General features: G+C 60.5%; 15 protein-coding genes and 1 other RNA gene. 9 read left to right on the forward strand and 7 right to left on the reverse strand.

All coding sequences use genetic code 11. The features are described 5' to 3' along the window. Positions 1-15 precede the first annotated feature (15 nt). Positions 16-483: an SET domain-containing protein gene (locus QQL64_RS10570; RefSeq protein WP_284399062.1), complete on the reverse strand. Its 468-nt coding sequence runs from the start codon at positions 481-483 to the stop codon at positions 16-18. 164 nt (positions 484-647) lie between these two features. On the opposite strand from QQL64_RS10570, the gene QQL64_RS10575 reads away from it, so the two are divergent. Together QQL64_RS10575 and QQL64_RS10580 are read left to right on the forward strand one after the other, a co-directional pair. Next, entirely contained in the window at positions 648-1,145 is a 498-nt protein-coding gene (locus QQL64_RS10575; protein ID WP_284399064.1) for a hypothetical protein, read from the forward strand. A 37-nt stretch (positions 1,146-1,182) separates the two neighbouring features. Next, on the forward strand, positions 1,183-2,958 hold the full coding sequence (locus QQL64_RS10580) for an acyl-CoA dehydrogenase C-terminal domain-containing protein (protein WP_284399066.1): 1,776 nt from the start codon (positions 1,183-1,185) through the stop codon (positions 2,956-2,958). A gap of 61 nt (positions 2,959-3,019) precedes the next feature. Here QQL64_RS10580 and QQL64_RS10585 read toward each other — a convergent pair. Continuing rightward, positions 3,020-3,096, reverse strand: a non-coding RNA gene (locus tag QQL64_RS10585) — sX9 sRNA. Between the two features lie 132 nt (positions 3,097-3,228). Between QQL64_RS10585 and QQL64_RS10590 the strand changes: the two genes are divergently transcribed. The 4 genes from QQL64_RS10590 (at position 3,229) to QQL64_RS10605 (ending at position 7,999) form a co-directional block, all read left to right on the forward strand. Further along, positions 3,229-5,202, forward strand: a complete 1,974-nt coding sequence (locus tag QQL64_RS10590; protein ID WP_284399068.1) for a CocE/NonD family hydrolase — start codon at positions 3,229-3,231, stop codon at positions 5,200-5,202. A gap of 128 nt (positions 5,203-5,330) precedes the next feature. Beyond that, positions 5,331-5,804: a GNAT family N-acetyltransferase gene (locus QQL64_RS10595; RefSeq protein WP_284399070.1), complete on the forward strand. Its 474-nt coding sequence runs from the start codon at positions 5,331-5,333 to the stop codon at positions 5,802-5,804. Between the two features lie 129 nt (positions 5,805-5,933). Continuing rightward, the gene (locus QQL64_RS10600; RefSeq protein ID WP_284399073.1) at positions 5,934-7,538 is read left to right on the forward strand and encodes a flavin monoamine oxidase family protein; all 1,605 of its coding nucleotides are present in this window, start codon (positions 5,934-5,936) and stop codon (positions 7,536-7,538) included. Beyond that, positions 7,535-7,999 carry a c-type cytochrome gene (locus QQL64_RS10605; RefSeq protein WP_284399076.1) on the forward strand — a complete coding sequence of 155 codons (465 nt, stop codon included), beginning with the start codon at positions 7,535-7,537 and terminating at the stop codon, positions 7,997-7,999. Before QQL64_RS10600 ends, QQL64_RS10605 begins: the two co-directional genes overlap by 4 nt. Positions 8,000-8,092: 93 nt before the next feature. Here the strand turns inward: QQL64_RS10605 and QQL64_RS10610 are convergent, their stop codons facing one another. Both QQL64_RS10610 and QQL64_RS10615 read right to left on the reverse strand, forming a co-directional pair. Further along, complete coding sequence (locus tag QQL64_RS10610) at positions 8,093-9,943, reverse strand: XVIPCD domain-containing protein (RefSeq protein WP_284399079.1); 1,851 nt, start codon at positions 9,941-9,943, stop codon at positions 8,093-8,095. Positions 9,944-10,333: 390 nt separating this feature from the next. Further along, a complete protein-coding gene (locus QQL64_RS10615) occupies positions 10,334-11,095 on the reverse strand; it encodes a SapC family protein (RefSeq protein WP_284399081.1) in 762 nt (253 codons plus the stop codon). A gap of 254 nt (positions 11,096-11,349) precedes the next feature. Here QQL64_RS10615 and QQL64_RS10620 point away from each other — a divergent pair, with 254 nt between their 5' ends. From QQL64_RS10620 to QQL64_RS10630, 3 genes are all read left to right on the forward strand, one after another. Next, on the forward strand, positions 11,350-11,949 hold the full coding sequence (locus QQL64_RS10620; RefSeq protein WP_284399086.1) for an HNH endonuclease: 600 nt from the start codon (positions 11,350-11,352) through the stop codon (positions 11,947-11,949). 85 nt (positions 11,950-12,034) lie between these two features. Further along, complete coding sequence (dxs, locus tag QQL64_RS10625) at positions 12,035-13,825, forward strand: 1-deoxy-D-xylulose-5-phosphate synthase (RefSeq protein WP_284399088.1); 1,791 nt, start codon at positions 12,035-12,037, stop codon at positions 13,823-13,825. 91 nt (positions 13,826-13,916) lie between these two features. Further along, positions 13,917-16,517 (forward strand): MMPL family transporter, encoded by a 2,601-nt coding sequence (locus tag QQL64_RS10630; RefSeq protein ID WP_284399091.1) that lies wholly within the window; start codon positions 13,917-13,919, stop codon positions 16,515-16,517. 47 nt (positions 16,518-16,564) lie between these two features. Here the strand turns inward: QQL64_RS10630 and QQL64_RS10635 are convergent, their stop codons facing one another. From QQL64_RS10635 to QQL64_RS10645, 3 genes are all read right to left on the reverse strand, one after another. Continuing rightward, a complete protein-coding gene (locus tag QQL64_RS10635; RefSeq protein ID WP_284399093.1) occupies positions 16,565-18,901 on the reverse strand; it encodes a TonB-dependent receptor in 2,337 nt (778 codons plus the stop codon). Positions 18,902-19,015: 114 nt separating this feature from the next. Next, a complete protein-coding gene (prmC, locus tag QQL64_RS10640) occupies positions 19,016-19,846 on the reverse strand; it encodes a peptide chain release factor N(5)-glutamine methyltransferase (protein ID WP_284399094.1) in 831 nt (276 codons plus the stop codon). Then, positions 19,839-23,963 (reverse strand): hypothetical protein, encoded by a 4,125-nt coding sequence (locus tag QQL64_RS10645; RefSeq protein ID WP_284399096.1) that lies wholly within the window; start codon positions 23,961-23,963, stop codon positions 19,839-19,841. The genes prmC and QQL64_RS10645 overlap by 8 nt, the downstream gene beginning before the upstream one ends. Positions 23,964-24,037: the final 74 nt, after the last annotated feature.

Consider the following 24,037-nt stretch of genomic DNA (forward strand, 5'->3'; position numbering starts at 1 on the left):
GGACGCAGCACGATGTCAGCGCTTGGGCTTGAGCAGCGTACCTGTGCACTTGGGCGAGCCGCACAAGCACACCCATAGCTTCTTCAATCGTGCGGTATGCGGAACCTCCAGCACGATGCCGTAGTCGTAGGTAAGTTCTTCGCCCGGCTTGATGTTGCGCTTGGCTTCGATAATCACCCGATCCTTGCGCGGATCGCCGCTTTCGCTTTCCTCGACGAAGGCTTCGCAATTGGGATTGCAGCTGTGGTTGATCCAGCGCGCGGTGTTGCCCTTGCGATTGGCGTCGATGATGTAGTCGTCGTTGAGCGTGAACAGAAAGGTATGCCCCGTCTCGCCACCGTCGCCGTACATCTTGTCGGCCTGGGCATGGGTCATCATCGTGCCCTTGTACTCGATGATTTCCTCGCCCTTCTTGATCGGGGCGACGGCGAAGACGCCATTGCCATGGATGGGAGAGCGGCGGGCAGCGATACGACGGGTCATGGGCAACCGAACATGGAGTGGGCGTAACCGCCAATGATGCCTGCTCCGCGTGACATTGGGAACCGCGTATAACGCTGGCAGTTTGAAACGTTTGGGTTTGCGAGAGCCCATTCCACCCGCTCCACTCCCTGATATATATTCAAACAATCGTTTGAGGTGACTCCATGAAACGACTGCTCCACGGATTGGCCCTTGTGATACTGGCTTGCCTGCTGGTCGCCTGCGGACCGCAGCGCCAGAGCGTGTTTCCGCCCATCATCACGATCCAGCAGATGCACGTGCAGCCGGATGGCGCGTGGCAGCTCACCGTACGAATCCAAAACAACAGCTACACCGGCATGAATTACCAGTCGATCGAAGGCCAGCTCCAAGTGGCGCAAGGCATACCCGTGCGCGTGCATGCGGGGTTCAATCTGGACATCCCCTCCTTTGCTGGCGATGTGCTGCAAGTCGACGTGCTGCCTACGGAAGCCATGAACCAGGCGCTGCAGGCGGTGGCCAAGAAGGGCAGCGCCGGTTCGCTGGCCTATGACTTGCGGGGCACCGTGCATTGCACGCCCAACCTGGAAGATCACCCGGACAACAAAAATCCGCGCGACTTCGCATTCGACCATAACGACTTCCTCTCGCCGGTTCCCGGCATCGCCAATACCTACCGCTGACCGCGCTACCGCACACGCCACACGAAGGACTTACGCCATGACGCTCTACAAGGCCCCACTCGACGACCAGCGCTTTGCACTCTTCGACGTGATCGGCGCCGAAGCCATTCTTACCAAGCTGCAAGGCGGCGATGGCCACACCCGCGACCTGCTCGATGCCGTACTCGAGGAAGCCGGCAAGCTCAGCGAACAGGTGCTGGCACCCACCAATGCGCCAGGCGATGAAGAAGGTTGCCACTTCGACAAGGCCACCCGCAGCGTCACCACGCCCAAGGGGTTCAAGGAAGCGTTCCGCCAGTTCTCCGATGGCGGCTGGGCGGGTCTCACCATGTCGGAGGAGTTCGGCGGTCAGGCGCTGCCTTCGGTGATGGGCGTTGCCACCACCGAGATGTTTCAGTCGGGCAATCTTTCGTGGAGCCTGTACCCGCTGCTTTCCGAAGGCGCTTGTCATGCGCTGGAACTGCATGGCACCGACGAGCAGAAACAGTCGTATCTGAAACCCATCGTGGCCGGCCGGTGGACGGGCACCATGTGCCTCACCGAGCCGCAGGCCGGTTCCGATCTCGGACTGCTGAAAACGCGCGCCGAACCTGGCGCTAACGGCAGCTACAAGATCACGGGTACGAAGATCTTCATCAGCGCTGGCGATCACGACCTGGCCGAGAACATCATTCATCTGGTGCTGGCACGTTTGCCCGATGCACCGGCCGGCAGTCGCGGCATCTCCATGTTCATCGTGCCGAAGTTCAAGCTTAAGGCGGACGGCACGCCCGGTGAGCGCAACAACGTTTATCCGGGTGCGATCGAACACAAGATGGGTATTCGCGGCTCGGCCACCTGCGTGATGAATTTCGACGATGCCGAGGGTTATCTGATCGGCGAGCCGCACAAAGGCCTGGCCGCGATGTTCACCATGATGAATGCCGCTCGCCTGTCGGTCGGCGTGCAGGGTCTAGCCTTGGCCGAACGGGCGCTGCAGAACAGCGCCAACTATGCGCGTGAGCGTCTGCAATCGCGCTCGCTTTCCGGCCCGAAGTTCCCGGACAAGCCGGCAGACAATCTGCTGGTGCAGCCAGACGTGCGCCGCATGCTGCTCACGCAGCGCGCCTTCGTGGAAGGTTCGCGCGCATTGCTGCTGTACGCCGCACTGCAGACCGACATCGAAGCACGCGACGCCGATGAAGCTACCCGGCAAAAAGCCGGCGAGCTGCTCGCCTTCCTGATTCCGATCGCCAAGGGCGTGGTCACGGAGTTGGCGCAGGAGTGCACCAAAGAAGCGTTGCAGGTATATGGCGGCCACGGCTTTATCGTGGAGAACGGTGTTGAGCAGTTCGTGCGCGACGCCCGCATCATCACGCTGTATGAAGGCACCACCGGTATCCAGGCCGCGGACTTGCTCGGCCGCAAGATCCTCCAGCTGAAGGGCGTCGGCCTGCAGCATTTCCTGGGCGAGATCGGCGCGTTCTGTAAGCAGAATGCGCAGGATGAAGCATTGCGTCCCTACATCGGGCCACTCGGTGCGCTGGCCAAGGAATGGGGCGAGCTCACGCTCAAGCTCGCACAACGCATCCAGAGCAATCCGGAAGAACTCGGCGCAGCCGCCAACGACTACCTCTACTACAGCGGTTACATCACCCTCGCCTACTTCTGGGCGCGCGCCGTGGCTGCGGTGGAGAAGAGTTCGCAGCAGGCGGCGTTCAAGCAGGCCAAGCGGGACACGGCCGCGTTCTACTTCGCACGTATTCTGCCGCGCACGCATATGCACAAAGCAGCGGTCGAAGCGGGCGTTGCGACATTGCCAGCCATTGCGTAAGCAACTCACTGTATGTTGCGGAACAAAACGCCCGGTCAGTCCGGGCGTTTTGTTTTAGAGCCGCTAACAAAACGTAGCGAGCGGCCGCGGGGTGGGTGCGGGTGGCGCGCAGGAACCGGAGTGTACTGGGTCGTACATGAGGATTCCGAGCACCGACCGCGCCCACCCCGTGGTTGCGCAGTAGTTTTGTTAGCGGCTCTTAGCGCAACGCCGCATGCTCTAGCCGCTCATTACGGCTAGGCTAGCTTGCACATCCAACGGGGAGTCACCATGAAGTCGAGTCGTGCCGTGATCGCATGGCGCGGGGTAAAGCCCGCGTTTTTTACCCTGCTGCTCTCACTGGGCAGTGCCTCCATGGCGACGGACGCGCCTTCCCAGCAATACCCCAACTATCCCAGCGAAACACCCGTCAGTTTCAAGCCGGTCACCAGCAGCTTCGACTACGTCGAACGCGACGTGATGATTCCGATGCGCGACGGCGTGAAGTTGAACACGGTGATCCTGATTCCGAAAAATGCCAAACACGCCGGCATCGTGCTGACGCGCACACCCTACGAAGCCAAGGCACTCACCCATCACATGATGAGCGGACACCTCGGCCCCATGCTGGAAGGCTACGACAATGCCACGGACGTGATTGTGGAGGATGGCTATATCCGCGTGATTCAGGACATCCGCGGCAAATACGGCTCCCAAGGCGATTACGTGATGAACCGGCCCGTGCACGGACCGCTCAATCCCACACCTGTCGATGACGCCACCGACACTTACGACACCATCGACTGGCTGGTGAAGAACATTCCCGAATCGAACGGCAAGGTCGGCACCATCGGCATTTCCTATGACGGCTTCGAGCCGCTGATGTCGCTGGTGAATCCGCATCCCGCGCTGAAAGTCGCGGTGCCGATGAACCCGATGGTGGATGGGTGGATGGGCGATGACTGGTTCCATCATGGTGCGTTCCGCCAGCAGAACATGTCCTACATCTACGAGCAGACCGCCAGTCGCGACAACAGCTACAAATGGTGGACCGACTACCATGACGAATACGACCTGTTCATGCAAGCCGGTTCTGCCGGCGCACTCGGCAACCAGTACGGCATGCAGCAAATCGGTTTCTGGAACAAGGTCATCGCCCATCCCGCGTACGATTCGTTCTGGAGCGACCAGGCGGTCGACAAGCTGCTTGCCGCACAACCGCTGAAAGTGCCGGTGATGCTGGTCCATAGCCTGTGGGATCAGGAAGACATCTACGGCGCGCTTGCCGTCTATCGTGCGATCAAGCCGAAAGACAAGAACGGCGACATGGTGAAGCTGGTCATGGGCCCCTGGCATCACGGCCAGGAAATCGAAGAAGGCAGCTCGCTGGGTGCCATCCGTTTCGGTAGCGACACCGCCAAGTATTTCCGCGAGCACATCCTGCGGCCCTATCTCGCGCACTATCTCAAGGATGGTGCCCCCAAAGCCGACATCGCCCCGGTGACGGCGTTCCAGACCGGCACCAATCAGTGGCAGCGACTGAATCGCTGGCCGCTTGCGTGCGAGGAAGGCTGCGCTACGAAAAGCCGTCCGCTCTATCTTCAGGCGGATCAGAAGCTGAGTTTCAGCGCATCGACATCAGGCACGGCGTATGACGAATACGTCTCCGATCCCGCGCACCCCGTGCCCTTCCGTGCACGGCCAATCCAGCCGATCGGCTATGACAACGGCCTGACCTGGCCACAGTGGCTGGTCGATGACCAGCGCGAAGCCTCCGGCCGCACCGATGTCGTCACCTACGTCTCCGACGTGCTCACCCAGCCGCTGACCATCGCCGGCGCCCCCATCGTGCATCTGGTCGCCTCGACCAGCGGCACCGACAGCGACTGGGTCGTGAAACTGATCGACGTGTATCCCGACCAGGTGTCCGAACAACCCGAGATGGGCGGCTACCAGCTCGCCGTATCGATGGATATTTTCCGTGGCCGCTATCGCGAAGGTTACGACAACCCCAAGCCGCTCGCCGCCAACCAGCCGCTGGCCTACCGCTTTGATCTGCCGTCGGCCAACCATGTCTTCCTGCCCGGCCATCGCGTGATGGTGCAGGTGCAGTCCAGCTGGTTCCCGCTGTACGACCGCAATCCGCAGACCTTCGTGCCCAACATGTTCTGGGCCAAGCCGGGCGACTATCAGAAGGCTACGCAGCGCATTTATCACGCCGCGGATCAGGCCAGCTACATCGCACTGCCGGTCGTCGGCGACTGAGCGGCGCCCTTCGCGCCCTCTCCGTCGGGAGGGCGCGGAGGCCATGCGTTATGCGTTCGGGTACTTCCACATGGAACCGGCTTGGGTGTAGAACCGAGCCTACCCGTTCTCACTGACTGTTCGACGCAATGAGCGACAACCATTTTCTGATTCGTCTCGCCGAGGATGACGACAACTTCATTCTTGGCCTCGTCCCGCGTTTCGTGGATTTTTCGCTGCCAGCCTGGCGTAAGCGACACGAATGCATCGAAGGCATCCGCAAGGATCTCAGCCGCCAGCTGGACGAACAACCCGCCAATAGCTACGTATTCGTGGCCGAAAACGAAGACGGCGAACGCGTCGGCTTTATTCATCTGCAGAAAACGCAGGACTACTTCACCGGCCGCTCCAATTGCCATATTTCCGACCTCGCGGTCGCACCGCGCCATGAGGGCCAGGGTGTGGGCAAGGCGTTGATTGCCCACGCCGAGGACTGGGCGCGTGAACATCAATGCCAGCTGGTCACGCTGGCGGTGTTTCCCGGCAACGAACGCGCACGGGCGCTGTACGAAGCCGCCGGTTACAGCGTCGATCTGCTTCGACTCGCCAAGCCGACGCACTGAACCGGTTCTCTGCCTGCGTACTTCCGCAGGTAGAGGATTGAAGCTCAGCGCTGGGAATATGCCTTATGTCACTGTCGTTACAGCGACGGATGCGATGTCCTGTCGCACTGAGTACAAGTGGGGCAAGCGATGCAAGGGGAAGGTTCCGAATTTTCGATCAAACGCCGCGATCTGCTGCGTATGATCGGTCTAAGTGCGGGCGGCGCGGCGATGTACCAGGCGATGGGCAGCCTCGGCCTTGCCGCCGAGTCGCCGTACAAAGGCACACCGAAACTGCAAGGTGCGCCACGCGGCGCATCCGTACTGATTCTTGGTGCTGGACTGGCCGGCATGGTCGCCGCCTACGAGTTGCGCCAGGCCGGTTACAAGGTGCATGTGCTCGAGTACAACCCTCGGCCGGGCGGAAGGAACTGGACACTGCGCGGCGGCGATACGTATACCGAGCTCGGCGGCTTCACCCAGCATTGTCGGTTCGATCGCGGGCAGTACTTCAATCCCGGCCCGTGGCGCATTCCTTATCACCATCGCGGCTTACTGGATTACTGCAAGAAACTGGGCGTGCCGCTCGAACCCTTCGTGCAGATCAATCACAACGCTTATCTGCACGGTGCCAATGCTTTCGGCGGCAAGCCGCAACGCTATCGCACCATCAATGCGGATTACCGTGGGCACGTGGCGGAACTGCTGGCCAAAGTCACCCAGCAAGGCAAACTCGACGCGCCGGTGAGTAAAGACGATCAGGCGCTATTACTGGATTCGTTGCGTCAGTGGGGCGCCCTCGACAAAAACTACGCTTACGCAGCGGGCCACAACGTCAGCAATCGCCGCGGATACGACAAGGCACCCGGTGGCGGGCTGTCGGCCAAACCGGTGGATTCCCAGCCGCTGCAGCTTCACGATGTGCTGAATTCGCATTTATGGTCGAACCTCACCGAAGGCGACAACTACGAATTCCAGACCACGCTATTCCAGCCGGTCGGTGGCATGGGTCGCATCGGCGAAGCATTCGGTCGCGCACTGGATGGATCGATTCGCTACAACGCCAAGGTCACGTCGATCCACCAAGACGAACACGGCGTCACAGCGACTTATGAAGACACGCGCCACCCTGGCCGCGTTATGAAAGCGCAAGGCGACTGGTGTATCTGCACCATTCCCCTTTCCATCCTCAGCCAGATCCCGATGAACGTGGGTGCGGCGATGGCCGATGCGATCGCGGCCGTTCCCTACGCAGCCACAGTCAAAGTCGGCCTGCAATTCAAACGCCGCTTCTGGGAAGAAGACGACGACATCTATGGTGGCGTCACCGCGACCGATCTACCGATCAACAACATCAGCTATCCGAGCAACGACTTCAACAGCCGCAAAGGCGTGCTGCTGGGCGGTTATCTCTGGGGCCTCAACGCTTATGAATTCACCGCCATGTCGCCCGAGGAACGGGTGCGTAAAGCGGTGGAATACGGCAGCCAGATTCATCCCCAATACAAAGCGGAATTCGAGAACGGCATCTCCGTGGCGTGGCATCGCTCGCCCTTTACGCTCGGCTGTTTCGCGACGTGGTCCGAAGAAGCGCGCGCCAAGCACTACGACAACCTCTGCCAGATCGACGGCCGCATTGCGCTCGCTGGCGAACATGCGTCCTATCTCCCTGCCTGGCAGGAGGGCGCGGTGACGTCGGCGCTGGATGTCATTACTCGGATCCATCAACGCGTCGTAGCAGGAGGTGCCGCATGAGTCGGCGCATCTTACATAGCTGCGGCATGGCCTTATGGCTCATCTGCGCAGGGACAGCTCACGCACAGTCTTCCGATAATGCGCTCTATACGCGCGCCACGCTGCGCGACGCCCACGGCGAAGCGATCTTTCGCCATATCTGCCAGGGCTGCCATATGCCCGATGCCAAAGGCGCGACCGGTGCTGGCACGTATCCTGCGCTCACCGGCAATCCCCGCTTGGCATCGCCGCAATACATGGCTGCAGTGATCCTCTTCGGCCGGCATGACATGCCTTCCTTCGAAACCAAACTGTCGACTAACCGCAGCTTCTTCGAGGACGCCAAGCTGAGCGACGCGCAGATTGCCGAAGTCATCAACTACGTCCGCACGCATTTCGGCAATCACTACAGCGACAGCATCACTGCCGCCGAAGTAACCGCCATGCATCCGCAAGACAATCCCGTAAAGCCCAAACCATAACGAGGGAACCACGAAGTGCATCGTGGTTCACGCATCTCCGATGGAGCGCTCACTTGCGGCGACACCATCGCCTAGATCAGGCAGCATCGCCTACTAACGCGCTCGCGCTCGCGACGGCTGGAGTGGTTGATCGATGGTTTGATCCTTGTGGGGGACCTGCTCCCGCTGCAGATATGACTGTTCCGGCGGCGTCTGTTGCGCCTGCACAATGGAAGTGACACTCCGTGAGCGAATGAGCTTCTGTGGCTCATCGCTGTAGGCAATCACATTGCCACGCAGGTCGGGCTGACCGGTGAGACGATCTGCGCTGAACTCCATAGTTGCTACACGTGTCATGCGATGGGCTTTGACATCCCGCATGATCGCTGCCGTGGTGCGCTCTAGCCGATCGCCGTCAAGTGGGACGCCATGCCGGGCGAAGAGCTCCCTGGTTTGGCCACGTATGCTTTGATACTGCGCATGATCGCGGTGAAGGGAGTGGCGTGGGTCATGAGGGGTGGTTTGTTCAGAGGATCTTTCCGAAGGCAACTGCTGGTTGCTTTCACGATAGGGAGCGTTGCTCGGATGGCTCGGGTTATTCATATCCTTCGCCGACAACGTCGTGGACACTCCCTCGTCATCTTTCTCATGGCGCACGGTGTTATGGAAATAATGCCGACCCTCTCGGCGCTTACCGGTGTCGTAGTAACGCTGGGGCTCCTCCGGCCGGATGTCGATTTTAAGCCCATCCCGTTCCATTAAACGGCGATTCAAACCTAAACCGCGCATGTTCAACTCCAGCTTGGACGATTTGCCGTCCACAGAAACTGCATACGTGCGCTCTTCGGAAATGATGCGTTTCACCATGTCCTTTCCATAATGATTCCGGTAGTCGCTTTCTCCCCGGGAACCAAGTGCCATGGAGGGACCTCGATGCCCATGGGCCTTCGCCGGTTGATCGAAGTAATACTTGCCCATCGCGTCGAGGTTTTCCTCAGTATCGGAAAGCGTAAGATCGGCGTTGAAACTCAGGCCTGGCTTGGCGCGATATTGCTTCGTTGCAGAGTCAAGCTCGACAAAATCACATGCCCTGTTCGGTTCCGCATCGAATACATCATTGAGCGTCGCACTAGGATTATCTACGCGGACCTTACAGACCAACGCATTCCAACCCGCGATCTCAGCGCTGGCTTCGTCCCAACGGCACTCCTCGAACATCGTTCGAACCGGACCGGAATAGTCATGATCCAACTGCGGGCTGGCGGCGATGTTTTCGACTCCCTTAATAAACTGCCGGCTTGCAAAAATTTGCTGATTTCGATGCAAGGCGTGCTGAATTTCATGACCGAGAATAAATGCCAGGCTCGGTGCTTTCTCCGCTGAAAAAGTTTTTGGCGGCAGCGGATCGACCAGATCATCCGCAAGCAAAAGCATGGTCTTGCTCGCAAAATCATAGCGCCCGCCTAGTCCCGCCTTGGGATCAAGAATACCGATGTATCGCAAGCTCCCTGCTAACACCGCTCGCTTCACCTCGCTCGCAACCACAGGATCGTCATTGAAGACGGACTGCAGATTGCGAATCATCTCCGGCGACACAGTTTGCGTGGTGCCTTTTTCGTCCTGGTAGGTTTGATGTGCTAAATGCACGATCATCCCCTGCAAGAAGACTGCTGCCGTCAGGTCGCCGCTTACCGTTTGGTTTTCCGCCTTAAAGCTGTTCGCAGGGAGTGTAATCACGCCGGTCAATGGATCGTAGGCGCCCGTTAAGTTGGGCTCGTCGCTGGACTTGGCGATGGCAAAGCGCGTGAGCTGGCCAGTCTTTGCATACTCAGTGAAGGGTCCAAGCAGTAAATTTGAATACCTGTCGAACACTTTGCGCAGTTGCGCAGCTTGATCTGCAGTGACACCAGACTGCTTTGCAAACTGATTCAGAACGGCTCCCAGGCTCGGATCGTTTATGTCCATGATCGACTTACTCCTAATTTCCCTGACTACGGCTTTCATCTGCGCTGAATTGTTATGAGGGACACCCGACCGCGATATCGTCGACATCCCTTCGTCGACTCTTCTTGTGCGCACTTATATGTAGTCGTCGACCCACATGCGAAACGGCATGCATTGAAGGCTGCTTTAGGTATTCACAAGCAGATCGCCTGCGTCTGTACGAATGATCGTAGCTTGGGGAACGAGGCGTCCCGACGCATCTAGAAACTGCGCCCGTCGATCTGGACGTGTTTCAAACTCGCCATATCCACATCTTCCAGACAACGCACATTTACCTACGCCATCGCCTTGTGGCGACGGCATAAAAAAGCCGCCCGGCGGGCGGCTTTTTCATTGTCACGCTGGAAGCGATCAGTTCTTGGTAGCGTTCGCCGCTTCGGCTTCTTCACGCTCGGCAAGACGCTGACCCACGCGGTCGATATTCGCCAGCGACAACAGATGGGCGAAGATCCAGCCCATGGTGCCGTCGTTGAGGAAGCGGTGTGCAGTCTCGGCGTCGATCTTGCGCAGCTTTTCCTCGCTGACCACGAACAGGCCGTTGAGGTTGAGCACGTTGCCGTTGCGCTCCAGGCGGATATTGCGCGGCTCGAGCAGGTCGTGCTTGCGCAGGTCTTCCATCAGCTGCTTGGTGCGCGCCACGTGCTGCTGGAATTCGCCGAGGAAGTTCACGGCGTTGGTCAGGATCTCGGTTTCAGTACCGTCTTCCTTGAACAGACGCTCGCCTTCCTTGTCGTTGAAGCCTTCATAGGCTTCATCGAGGAACACGGTGAAATCGTCACCTTCCGTGCCGACCGGCTTTTCAGCCAGCACGAACGGATAGCGGCGCACGAACGCGGGAATGTACACACCCGGCGCCCACTGACCCTTCATATCCACGAACAAGTTTTCGTTCTGGCGCAGACCGAGCAGTGCCATCGGGCCTGCACTGGCCATGTCGTTGCCGGCGAACAGGATCGGGATATCGCGCGCGGTGACCGGGAATTCGCTGCAGGTCAGCGGCACGGAGTGCACGTTGTGCGCAAACTTGAGGTTCTGCAGCCCCTTGATGCGCAGATCCTTGTGAGCGGTGCGGTTGAGCGGTACCGGCCGCTCGTAGAAAAGAACTTCAGCCACGTTACTTACCTCTGCCCCGCCGTGCCGGGGTCGCCACCCAGGCTCCCCCTCCCAAACCCGGCGTCGGGTCTACAGATGAATGGTCACTATATCAGCGCCCGGTTCCCGGGGCGAATCGGCCCTGGTCCACGCTTTTTGGCTGTCGTGGCAACGATTTGCATGCGATTTGCAACTAAATTGGTCTATGCTCGGGAAAACCGAGCACCGTTGCATCGATGGGGCGCTCTTTCGCTACTGGGTGAAGGACGAAACGCATGCTTATGGAAGTGCCAAATCGGGCCGATCTCAACTCGACCCGTGTGCTGTCGCTGGATGCCGCCGGCCGGATCCTGGATTGGATCAGCTGGCAAGACGCCGTCTGCCTGTACGTCCGCGAAGCCGTGGCCTGGACCCTGGGCGACCCCTGCCTTACCGTCCACGGCGGCCATAACCGCAGCCTGGGCATGCAGAGCCGCATCGACCTGCACCCGATCGTTGCCAGCACCGGCCATTGCCGCGATCACGCCATCGACCCGGCTCCGGCGCTCACCAATAGCGCGCTGTTCGGCCGCGACCGTTTCCTATGCATGTACTGCGGCGAGCGCTTCAGTCGCGGCGAGTTGACTCGCGACCATGTGCTGCCGATCTCCAAGCGCGGTCGCGATGAATGGGAAAACGTGGTGAGCGCGTGCCTTGCCTGCAACCTCAAGAAGAGCAATCGCACGCCGCAGGAAGCCAATATGCCGCTGCTGGCTGTACCGTACCGGCCGAGCTGGGTGGAACATCTGATCCTATCCAACCGCAATATCCTGGCCGACCAGATGGAGTTCCTGGTGAGCCATCTGCCCCGTCATCGGCGCGAAGCCCTGGCCTGAACCGGTGCCGCGGCGCGCGCCAGCGCCCTAAGCCCGCCCTGGTGTTGCCCTTGCTACACCCCGGTGCAGCGCCAACAATATGCAGATGATCGATCTGTCCCGTTATCCGCATCTGTCGCCGATTCATACGCCGGCAGATCTTCGCCGTGTTCCCGATGAACAGCTCCCCCTCATCGCCGACGAATTGCGCCGGTATCTGATCGAGGCGGTGGCCAGTTCGGGCGGTCATTTCGGGGCAGGTCTGGGTGTGGTGGAGCTCACCGTCGCGCTGCACCATGTGTTCGATACGCCGAACGACCGGCTGGTCTGGGACGTGGGGCATCAGTGCTATCCGCACAAGATTCTCACCGGCCGCCGCGAGCGCATCACCACCATCAAGAAGAAGGGTGGCCTGGCGCCGTTCCCGCGTCGTGAGGAAAGCGAGTACGACACATTTGGCGTCGGCCACTCCTCTACGTCGATTTCCGCCGCGCTAGGCATGGCGATCGCCGCGCAACGCAAAGGTGATCCGCGCAAAGTGGTGGCGGTGATCGGCGATGGCGGGATGACCGCCGGCATGGCATTCGAAGCCTTGAACCATGCAGGCGCCGTGGATGCGAACATGCTGGTGGTGCTCAACGATAACGGCATGTCGATCAGCGAGAACGTCGGCGGGCTGGCCAAGCATTGGGAAAAACACGCCAACGAAGTGACCGTGCCGAGCACGATGTTCGAGGAGCTGGGCTTCCATTACACCGGCCCGATCGACGGTCACGACATACCACAATTGCTGCAGGCGCTGCGCGCCGTGAAGGATCGGCAAGGTCCGCAGCTGCTGCACGTGATCACCACCAAGGGCAAAGGCTATGCGCCAGCGGAACAGGCGCAGATCGAATACCACGCGGTGAGTCCGTTCGATCCGAACGCAGGTCTGGTGAAAAAATCCGGCCCGTCCAAGCCGACCTACACCGATGTCTTCAGCGACTGGCTATGCGATATGGCCGCCGCGGACGAGCGCTTGCTCGGCATCACGCCCGCGATGCGCGAAGGTTCGGGGCTGGTGCGTTTTTCCAAGGAATATCCGCAGCGCTATTTCGACGTGGCGATTGCCGAGCAACATGCTGTGACGCTGGCCGCCGGCATGGCGTGCGAGGGCGCCAAGCCGGTAGTGGCTATCTATTCCACATTCCTGCAGCGCGCCTACGATCAGGCGATCCACGATGTGGTGCTGCAAAACCTGGATGTGACGTTCGCCATCGACCGCGCCGGCGTGGTGGGTCCCGATGGCGCTACGCATGCCGGCAGCTTCGATCTGACCTTCCTGCGCTGCTTACCCAACATGGTGATCATGGCGCCGGCCGACGAGAACGAGTGCCGCGCCATGCTCACCACCGGCTTCCGTCATGACGGGCCTGCCGCCATTCGTTATCCACGCGGGGGCGGTCCTGGCGTGACAGTTCGCATGGAACTGGATGCTTTGCCGATCGGCAAAGCCGAGCTGCGCCGTCGCGGTCATGGCCTGGCGATTCTCAGCTTCGGCGCGATGCTTGCGCCGGCGACGGAAATCGCGGCGGAACTCGACGCCACCCTGGTGAACATGCGTTTCGTCAAACCACTCGACGAAGCGCTGATGCTTGAACTGGCGAAGGACCACAGCGCGTTCGTTACCCTCGAAGATAATGTCGTCGCCGGCGGTGCCGGTGCAGGGGTCGCCGAGTGTCTGGCCGCCCATGGCGTGACCCTGCCGATCCTCCACCTGGGCTTGCCCGATGCCCCCCTGGAACACGGCACTCGCGAGGAAGTACTGAGCGAAGCCGGGCTGGATCTGCCGGGCATCCGCAAGGCGATACGGGCTCGATTTCCGCAGGTGGGCTCGCTAAGCCAGGCCAGCGCCTGAGACAATGTGATATGACGGGCGGCCAGCAAGCACTCCATAGCGTGCTGGCCGCTCTGTTTTATCCGCCACTTTCCTAGGAGCCGTTAGGCCCGTGACCGAGCTTATCGTCCGTCTTGTCCAACTTTGCCGGCGCTACGCCGTGCTCGTCGTATTGCTGTTCTTCGCCCTAGCCGGCATCAGCATCTGGGAGGCCGCCGGTCATCTAAGTGTCGATACGAATACGGACAATCTCTTCGCCCGTACCTTGCCGTGGCGTCAACACGCCCTGGCCTTCGATCGCGAATTTCCGCAGTTCAACAACGTGCTGGTGGCCGTGGTGCGTGGCGCCACGCCCGAGGAGTCGGACGAAACCGCCGCGCAACTGGCGAAGGCAATGGAGGCCGACAAGAAACACTTTCAGGATGTGAGTCGCCCCGATGCCGATCCCTTCTTTCGTCAAGAAGGTCTGCTGCTGCTCGATCCGAACGACCTGACCAAGCTGCTCAACTCGCTGATGAATGCGCAGCCGCTGCTAGGGCCGCTGGCTACCGATCCGTCGGCACGTGGGCTATTGAACGGCGTATCGCTGATGGCCGCGGGTGTGCGGATCCAACACGCCGACCTTACTCCTTACAAACCTGCACTGGATCAGTTGCGCCAGGTGCTGGACAACGCTGCCGACGGTCATCCCACGCCACTCTCCTGGCAAGGCCTGCTCGGCTCGGATATCACCCAGCAGCCTGACAACGTGCGCCTGGTTCTGACCCATCCCGTGCTGGAGGAAGGTTCGCTGCAACCGGGTCTCGCTGCCACCAAGGCGCTGGAAAGCATCCGCGACGGTCTGCCGGATGTGAAGAGCGGCCGCGTGCGCATCGACTACACCGGTTCGGTAGCGCTGGCAGACGTGCAGTTCGGCGCGCTGACCAGGGGCATCGTCGCCAGCACCGCGGTGAGCCTGCTGCTGCTTGCGCTGTGGCTTTATCTGGCGATGCATTCGTTCCGCCGCATTATTCCGATCCTGCTGACACTGCTGGTCGGCTTTGCGTTGACGATCGGTTTCGCTGCGCTGGCCGTTGGCACCTTGAACGTGATCTCGGTGGCATTCGCCGTGCTTTTCGTAGGCTTGGCGGTCGACTTCGGCATCCAGTTCGCGGTGCGTTTGCGCGAAATGCGCATGATTTATAACGACATCGATAGAGCGCTGACCGAAGGCGCGCGCGTCTCCGGCAGCCAGATTGCCGTGGCCGCCGCCGCAACGGCATGCGGTTTCCTGGCGTTTTCGCCGACCAGCTTCGTCGGTGTAGCCGAGCTGGGCACCATCGCCGGCGTCGGCATGGGCATCGCGCTGGTGTGCACACTGTCGCTGCTACCGGCACTGTTGAGCCTGGCGAAGCCCAAGCCCCAGAGCAAGGAACTGTCGCTACCTTTCGGCCCTTCGCTCGATTCGGCCTTGCACTGTCACCACAAGCCGGTCCTCATTGTGTTCGCGCTGCTGGGCGTGATCGGTCTAGCGACCGCGGTGCGCATGCCGTTCGATGCGAATCCGCTCAACACGCAGGATCCGCATTCCGAGCCGATGCGCACCTTGCGCAGTCTGGCCGACAATCCGATTACCAACCCCTTCAACATCAACATCATGGTGCCCGATCTGGACACCGCGCGCGCGCTCACCGACAAGCTGTCGAAGCTGCCGGAAGTATCCAGCGTAATTTCGGCCGCGACCTTCGTGCCGGCCGATCAGCAGGCGTCGCTCGACCAGCTCGATCAGGCGCAGGTATTGATGCTGCCGTCGCTGGATGTCGATCCTTCCGCACCGGTACTGACCCCGGCGGCGCTGCGCTCGGCTATCGCCGACACGCACGACGCTATCGTGGAGGCCAACGCAGATCTGCCTGCCGATTCGCCGCTGCGCGGCATAGACGCAGCACTGCAACGCCTGGCCCATGCGCCCGATGCGCAGTTGATGGCGATGAACCAAGCCGTGAGCCGCTTCCTGCCTGCGCAATTGGCCAGCCTGCGCGACGCGTTGAATGCTAAGGCGGTGTCCCTCGCGACACTGCCCGACTCGATCAAACGCGACTGGGTCAGCCCCAACGGTCACGTGCGCATCCAGGTTTCGCCGACCGTCAACGAACAGGACACCGTCGGCCTGCGTCATTTCGTAGAGGCGGTGCAGCGCATCGCACCCGACGCGGGCGGCCCTGCCGTCACCACGATCGCTTCGGCCGACACCATCATGCGTGCATTCCAGCAGGCCGCCGTGCTGGCAACGATTGCCATCGCCATCGTGCTGCTGCTGGTGATCCGCCGCTTGCGCGATGTCGGCATCGTGCTCTTGACGCTGGGTATGTCGGCCCTGCTGACCGCCCTGCTCGCGCGCATGCTCGGTATGGCGGTCAATTACGCCAACATCATTGCACTGCCCCTGCTGCTTGGTGTGGGTGTGTCGTTCAACGTGTACTTCGTGATGAACTGGCGCGCGGGCATGCGCCGTTTCGTCAGCTCGGCATCGGCGCGTGCGGTTTTGTTTTCCGCACTGACCACCGGCACCGCGTTCGGCTCGCTGGCCTTATCGCACGATCTCGGCATGGCCAGCATGGGCCGCATGCTACTGGTCAGCCTGGTGGCGGTGTTGCTGGCGACCTTCATCTTTCTGCCGGCATTGCTGTATGCGATTAAGCCGCCGGCGAAAGTGAGTGGCGCTGGGCATTAAGTCGGCTGCGGCCCTCACTCGTTGGAGAGAGGGCCGCGACACTCGTACTAGAACGGCACGTTGAAGGCGACCCCCACCGTGCGCGGCGTCGACATCTGCACCAGCATCGGACCGCCAACGCTGGCAAGGAAGTTGACCGCTTCATCGTTGAGCGTACCGATCGGCACCTGTCGATTGAGTGCGTTGCGCACGTAGAAATCGATATTGGCGCCACTGCGCAGATTCACGCCCATATTGAGATCCAGGAAGGCGAACCCAGGCAGAATGAAATTTGGATCGCTGCTATCGCCGTTAAAACCCGCATTGCGACGCGTAGACGCGCGCAGGTTGGCGCCAGCGTAAGCATCGGTACCGGCCAAGATAAACTTGTATTTCCCGCTAATCGTGCCGGCCCATTTGGCCGAATACGGCAGCCGCGCATCGCCGGCAATGCCGAGCACCGCGTTGCCGTTCTCCGTGTGGGCGTCGGTGAACGCGCCTGAAGCCGCGAACTGCCATGGACCTTTCGCATAGCTGGCCTGCATTTCCACACCTTCAATTCTCGCATCGCCCGCGTTCTGGATAATGGTGTTACCGAGGGTAAAGGTGTAGAGCTGCATGTGATGCCACTCGATGTCGTAGCCGTCTGCGCCGACATTCAAATGGCCGTCCATATAGCTTCCCTTGTAGCCGAGTTCGTAGCTTACCAACGAGTCCGAACCGAAAGTATCCGTCGCATTGGCATTGGGACCCAGCACCGTGCTTTCTATCGGCGCCTGCAAACCGCCGGGACGATAGCCGGTGGATGCGCGCATGTAATAGTTATCCTTGCTGTCGGGCCGCCAGCTCAGCGTGATCATCTTGGTGACGTCGTCGCTTCGCGTACGTTCGTTGAATCCACCCGGGCTGCCTGCGACGGGGCCCGTCTCGAAATTGGACAGATGCTGCGAGTTACCGCTTGCGCGTGCGCCGATGGTCAGATCCAGCGTCGGGTTGGCATGCCAGGTTATATCGCCATAGCCAGCGTATTCTTTGTAGCTCGCATTGACGTTTTGTTGAAGCAAGCTGGTCAATCCCGGCGGCGGCGCATTGTTACCTTCCAGATCATATTGCTCCCACACATTCTCGCGGTTGAACCAGAAGCCACCCAGCCAATCGAAATTGTCGTTCTTGCGTGAGGTAAGTCGAATCTCCTGCGATGTTTTGTGCACGGTGTACTGTGAGTCCACATACAAGCTGCTGAGCTGCTGATCAACACCAATCGCCGGACCCAACGCATTCAACAGGGCGAGGAACGAATCGGGATAATCCTGCACGCTGTGATTGACGAAATTCTGATATGAGCTGACCCAGTCCAGCGAAGCCCAGTCGAAGTCGTAACCGACGTGAAACGAGTACAGCTCCAACGTCTGCGTAAAGGGCTCGCGATGATTGAGTCGCCGGTTGTACGGGCCACCTGAAATAGGTTGCCCCTGCAGATTGAAGTCGCCCATCGACAAACCGTCTGCCGTGATCTTTTGCGCCATGGCCGTGGCATTCAACGTAAGCTTGTCGATCGGATCCACTTCCAGCTGCAAACGCGCACCTTTGGTATGCGTGCGGTCCGCGCCGCCGGCAGGCGTTTCGCCTACCGCCTGATAAACACCGGTGGTGTGCTGATCCACCGCCGCGATGCGCAACGCCGCTTTGTCCTTCACCAGCGGAATATTGAGCATGGCATGTTCGGAATAGCTCATACCGCCACGCTGCGTATTGGACATATCACCGCCGACGCTGCCGGAAATGCCGCTGGTATCGGGTTTGACGGTAACGTATTTCACCAGGCCACCCATCGAGCCGGCGCCGTACAGCGTGCCCTGCGGCCCGTACAAAAATTCGATGTGATCGAGATCGAGCAAAGCGGGATCGAATACGAACGTCGCGGCGGCCGCATACACCGTGCTTCCGCCCACCGGCACATCATCGATGTAGACCGATACGGTGGGACTGGTCTGGTTGCCGGTCGATACACCGCGCATCACCAGCTCGCCTTCCCCTGCGCCGCCGGCGCTGGCGAAAAATACACCGGGCTGATACGACACGTAGTCGTTGAGATTCTTCGCACCCAGTTGCTGCAACGATGTTGCCGACACGATATCGACGTGCATCGGCACTTCACGCTCCGGCTCGCGGCGAAGATTCGCCGTCACCATGACGGGACCCAAGGTCACCGCGGGTTTGCTGTTAGCGGGTGACGGCGCCGGCGTATTCGCGACATTCGATGTCGGTGGTGTCGTGGTGGTCTGTGCCGCAACAACCGACACCATGGCAGGTAAGGCGAGAGGAACCAGCAGCAGGCGAATCAGTTGCGGCAAACGCCGCTGCTCAGGCTGACGACGAATGACAACACGACGGCAAATTTTCATGGCGATGTGTCCGGGGCTGACTTTCTAGTTTTACCCGGATGCGCCGATATCACCCGGGCCCGTACTGTTGTGGCTGCAGTCTACGCTGATGTCAGCGATCAACCACAATCGTCGTTAACTGCTCGGCCAACATCCCGCACTGACGCGCTCGCGTTGTTCAATGTCGCGCGCGGTGAAGACGTCGGCAAAACCAACGTTGCGCAGCAACATGCGCACCGCTTCACCCTGGTTCCATCCATGCTCGATCAGCAGCCAGCCCCGCGTAGTGAGATGGTGCTTCGCGTCGCCAACAATGCGGCGAATATCGTCAAGCCCATCCTGTCCCGCAGCCAGTGCGCTTAAAGGTTCGAAGCGCAGATCGCCTTGGGTCAGATGCGGATCGGCGCTTTCGATATAGGGCGGATTGGAAAGGATCATGTCGAAACGCTGATCGGCCAACGGAATAAACCAGGCCCCTTTCATGAAACTTACATTGCGGATGCGATGCCGATCTGCGTTGCGTTGCGCAACAGCTAGCGCCTCGACGCTTACATCCGTAGCAACCACTTGTGCAGCGGGCCGCTCGCGCGCGATCGCTAAGGCAATGGCACCGCTGCCCGTACCGAGATCCGCGACTTTCGATGGCGTTTCGCGCGGCAACCGTTCCAATGCCAGTTCAACCAGCAGCTCGGTTTCGGGGCGCGGTATCAACGTCGCCGGTGTTACTTCCAGATCGAGCGACCAGAAGCCGCGGTGGCCGGTGATATAAGCCACCGGCTCGCCCGTCGCGCGGCGCGCCACCAGTGCTGCATAGGCAACTGCCAGCTCCGACGAAAGCTCATCGCTGGCGTGCGCGATCAACCAGCTGCGCGGTTTGTCCAGCACATGGATCAGCAGCATTTCCGCATCGACCCTATCGCCGAGTCGATGCGTTGCGGTAGCCAATGCATCACGTATGTCACGCATCGCGTTGCGATTCCACACCCGGAGTAACCGGCACGGGCGGCGCTGCAGGTTGCTTCGGCTCGCGCTTCTTCCAGTAGCCGCCTTTGGTCCATGCATCGAAGCCCCAGCGCAACCATCCGATAAGCGCATTCGCTAACCACAAAGCCCATGCCAGCATGGCAATCTTGTAGAACCAAAGCGATACGCTGAATACCCCGGCTTGCGGCAAGGCATCCTTTGCTTGATCGGCAAACCAGCTCAATGACCATGCCGTGGAACCGTTACCGGTAACGTGCATGTCGGGCAATCCAAGCAAGCCCTTGGGCACGGCAGACACCAACACCGCCAAAGCCAACACCGTAACCGCCGCCAATACCGCTTGCAGCAGATTGAACTTCATACCGGCAAGTCGCGCGACCGCCGTATCGTGCTGTGCACGCAGGCCGAGCAAGATCAACCAAAGCACGACAAACGCATATGCGCTCCACGCGAAGGCCGAAAAACCAAGCCCAAGCAGCAACCAGTGATGGAAACGTAGCGGCGTCGGTGCGTAGCGGCTCAGCAACCACGCTGCCAACAGCAGCACGACCAATTGCGACCAGTACAGCACCGCTGGCCCAACGCCAGGTCCCCACGTCCACAACACCCAGCGATCCTCGGGCAATTTGAGATTAAGTTCGATGTTCGCCGAGGGTGCGCCGAGCGCGAATGCGGATGTCGCGATGTGCATGCCAACACCATGAGGCTCGCGCAGGCGTATCGCGTAACGATGCTTGCCGGGCAGGATCGGCAGACTCAACTTGCCGTCCTTCACGGCAAGGCTGAGCGGCTCATCATCACGCGACGCATCCAGCAGTTCGGTGCCGATCGGCAACACAATGGCATGCTCGCCGCCACGGGTACTTCGCGCAAGCAAATCGAGCGCGGTCTCCGTCGCTCGATCGCCAACGCTGGCACTTGCATTCACAGTGTCGAAAGCAAGGCTGTCGCCGTCGATCGCTTTGGGACGGCTTACGGTCAACTGCAAGGTTTCATTCGGCAGCGGTTCGAAATAAACGCCGTAGCCACCGTTGCCGACGGGTACGCCCTTGGTTTCGACATGCCAGATCGGCGACACATTCAGTTGCCAGACTTCGGCACGATCGCCGAGTGCCGGCGCTTCGATTTTCAGCGTATCCGCATGATCGAGGCGGCTGGTCCAGGTGACTTCGCTCTCCCCCGCATTAAACGTGACGCCTATGCGTCCATCGTGCACGCGCGCGCTGTCGCCCAACGGGTGCTCGCCGGGTAGCAAGGGTAAATCGAGACTGAAACCGCCGTCGCTCGGCGCAATGCGCTCGACGGTGTTGATTACCGTCCAGTCCACGCCCATCACGATGTTGCGCGTCAAGCGCACGTAGGGTGGAAAGGTTTGCTGTGGAAGCGGCGCCTGTTTGCCGTCGGCAACTGTGCGGATGCGATTGAGCGTTACGCTGTCGCCTAGCAAACGTCCATCGTCGACGCCATCCAGCGACCACCCCTGCCCGCCGAATACCATCCATTGCGGGCGCAATACGAAGTTCAACGTCGTGCTATCGGTCGGCTGCGCACGATAGACCAAGTCGATGCGATGTACGCCGGGTTCCAACCTGGCCAGCGTCTGATCGTTACGTTTGCTGATCGTGGCGCCGGCATGGCCATCCACATTCACGCCGACGAGTTGCAGGCCTGCATCGACTTGCGGCAACGGCAGTGCGATGGGAGCGCCGACATGCACTTCCAGTTCGAGTGCGATCTGATCGTCTTTCGCCTGCAGGTTCGCGGTAGCGACAACCGCGCAATCCGGCGCACATTTGGGTGCTTCCAGCAGACGGCTCTGCAATTGCCGCAACAAATCCGGGCTGGGCATCGTTTGAGCGTGACCGGCATGCGGCAAGCAGGCGAACAGCAGACAGGCTGCCGCGGCGCGCCCCAGTCGCCCGTTGCGCCACGATGTATCGAACGGTTTGATCAGGCCGCGTGCGAGGTGGCCGAGCAGCACGATCAACAACCCCAACATCACCACGCGCAACAGCCGCACCAGCCACGCCGGCGCAATCACAAGCCGTGTGCTCTGCCCAGGCGCAACAGGCCCGGACCAACCCAACCGGTAATTGTTGTCGACATCCCAACTGGGTTCGCCGGCGCCCGCCTGGATGATGCTGTGGCTATCGACTTCGCTCGTGGCTGCGGCACCCGGCAGCGCAGTGCTTGTCACCGTGACAGTGGCCAGGCTGCGATTGGACGCAGAGACTGGCGCGGACTCAAGCATCGCAGTAGGTGCAGCTGGCGGGGGCGGGGCTGGAGCCGCGCCAGACTCGGATGGCTCCTCTGCAGGTGCAACCTCCGCTTTTTTCGCGCGCGCGTTGCTCCCGCCATAGTCGGCTGCGGCCTCCCGTTGCATCAAGGCAGCGTAACCGCTCTCACTTTCAAGCTGAGGATGCAACGCATCTTCCAATTGCGTTTTCGCAAAGGGCAAGGTCCACAACACGGCCAATGCCAGCGCAAGCGTACTGGCAATCTGCGCAACCCAGCGCAGCCGCCCTGCCGGCAAGGCGCGCATCAACAAGGCCAAGGCAAGCGCCAAACCCAACGTCCAACGTGGCGCACCCGCTTCGTGCAGGGACAGGATCAGGAAAAGCGCAGCGAGTACGGCCCAAGGCCAGCCCAGCAAGCGCCCTGCCAACAAAGCAATCAACGCGACGACGAACAAATCCAGCAGACTCCAATGCGCCACCCACGAATCCGGGGAACGATCCACGCCACTTGCACCAATCAGGCGGTAGCCATACGGAAGATGCAAGACGGCATCGATGTTCTCTAGCGATGCCAGCCATCCCGCGCTTGGCAATGCTCCACTGCGATCTGCAACACGCAGGCCGGCATGCAAATCCATATTCGTGTCGCGCAACTCGACGCCAGTCCGTCCATCGCCAGCGTCGGTAACGAGCAGCGGCGCATTGCGCTGCATCGCGCGCTGCAATTGCCATGGTGCACCGACATCCAAGCGTTGCGTGTGCTGCAGCGTGCCGGTGAGATGGTCGCTGACATTGAGGCCGCGTCCATCGAAGTCGAGCCAGATCTCGCGCTGAAGATGAATCTGATCGCCCGCTCCGCCCTCGCCACCTCGCGTGCCCTGTTCGACGGCGAGACCGTCGCTGTTGTCGAGCACGTAGGCCGGCAGCTCTCGCCACTCTTGTGGCACGCCCGCTTGCGCGGCATCGGTGGCATGTCCGTTGACGTGTGTGCTGCGCAATTCCGGATTGTCGGTGTAGCTCCACACTTCCTGCTTCGGCCAGGGATCGGCCGGCAGCGTTAGGCTCACGTCGTGCAAGGTGTCGGTGCCACGCGCGGACAGGCGCACGGTCCATTGACCCGGACGTAGTTGCAGGCGCAAACGTCCATCACTTTCCAATTGCGCAGGTAGCTCGCTATCCAGCGACGTAGCAACGAAACCTTTGGGCAATGCCGGCCCTAGCAGTTGTTCGCGCGCGCTGCCTGTCGCGTTCAATTGCAGCTGCGTGTCCAGCATCGCCGGCATGCCGTCGGTCAGATGTCGATAGACACGTACCGAAAGCGCATCCGCCTGACGCTGCGCTGCTGCTGCCTCACCGAGAGTGAGCTGATCGCCATTGCGCTCGATGCGACCGACAGCATTGCCGTCCAGGCTGAGCGAAACCAGACCAACGGCTAACGGAACGCGCACGCGCGCCGGCCGCGTTTCCCATGGCAAGGTGCCTTGCACGGTGTAGTCACCGGGCTCCAACCTCAGCGCTGGATGTTCGTCATGATTCAGTACCGGCCATGCTTTGTCGTTTACCGAGACTTGCTGCGGCCAGCTGCGCTCGTCGCCTGGCAAATCGACCCAGCCAGCCGCATCGACATGCACATCGAGACTGAAGTGTCCGCCGCCCTTGCCCGCGTCCAAAGCCAGACGGCCGGGCCAGAGGCATTGATAGCTGCCCGAATCCGGATTGCTGTTGGCCAGAAAGGGACAGGCGTGCTGGGGCGCGTTGTGCAGAACCCAGCCCTGCCAATCGCGGAGTGCGGGAGGAATATCTTGCGCCAGCAGAGGTGAGACCACGAATAACAGACCGAGCATCCACTTCCACTGGCGCATACGGCTCTCCACCTGGTGAGGTTTTACCCAGTTTAGATGAGGTTCCAGGCCTGCTGCGATATGACTTGCACTAC

The organism is Dyella lipolytica, from assembly GCF_030160075.1.
GTDB lineage: Bacteria > Pseudomonadota > Gammaproteobacteria > Xanthomonadales > Rhodanobacteraceae > Dyella_B > Dyella_B lipolytica.

Bases quoted from the DNA above. Each gene is read 5' to 3' on its own strand.
- QQL64_RS10570 (WP_284399062.1), bottom strand. From the start codon at position 483: ATGACCCGTCGTATCGCTGCCCGCCGCTCTCCCATCCATGGCAATGGC.
- QQL64_RS10575 (WP_284399064.1), top strand. From the start codon at position 648: ATGAAACGACTGCTCCACGGATTGGCCCTTGTGATACTGGCTTGCCTG.
- QQL64_RS10580 (WP_284399066.1), top strand. From the start codon at position 1,183: ATGACGCTCTACAAGGCCCCACTCGACGACCAGCGCTTTGCACTCTTC.
- QQL64_RS10590 (WP_284399068.1), top strand. From the start codon at position 3,229: ATGAAGTCGAGTCGTGCCGTGATCGCATGGCGCGGGGTAAAGCCCGCG.
- QQL64_RS10595 (WP_284399070.1), top strand. From the start codon at position 5,331: ATGAGCGACAACCATTTTCTGATTCGTCTCGCCGAGGATGACGACAAC.
- QQL64_RS10600 (WP_284399073.1), top strand. From the start codon at position 5,934: ATGCAAGGGGAAGGTTCCGAATTTTCGATCAAACGCCGCGATCTGCTG.
- QQL64_RS10605 (WP_284399076.1), top strand. From the start codon at position 7,535: ATGAGTCGGCGCATCTTACATAGCTGCGGCATGGCCTTATGGCTCATC.
- QQL64_RS10610 (WP_284399079.1), bottom strand. From the start codon at position 9,943: ATGGACATAAACGATCCGAGCCTGGGAGCCGTTCTGAATCAGTTTGCA.
- QQL64_RS10620 (WP_284399086.1), top strand. From the start codon at position 11,350: ATGCTTATGGAAGTGCCAAATCGGGCCGATCTCAACTCGACCCGTGTG.
- dxs (WP_284399088.1), top strand. From the start codon at position 12,035: ATGATCGATCTGTCCCGTTATCCGCATCTGTCGCCGATTCATACGCCG.
- QQL64_RS10635 (WP_284399093.1), bottom strand. From the start codon at position 18,901: ATGAAAATTTGCCGTCGTGTTGTCATTCGTCGTCAGCCTGAGCAGCGG.
- prmC (WP_284399094.1), bottom strand. From the start codon at position 19,846: ATGCGTGACATACGTGATGCATTGGCTACCGCAACGCATCGACTCGGC.
- QQL64_RS10645 (WP_284399096.1), bottom strand. From the start codon at position 23,963: ATGCGCCAGTGGAAGTGGATGCTCGGTCTGTTATTCGTGGTCTCACCT.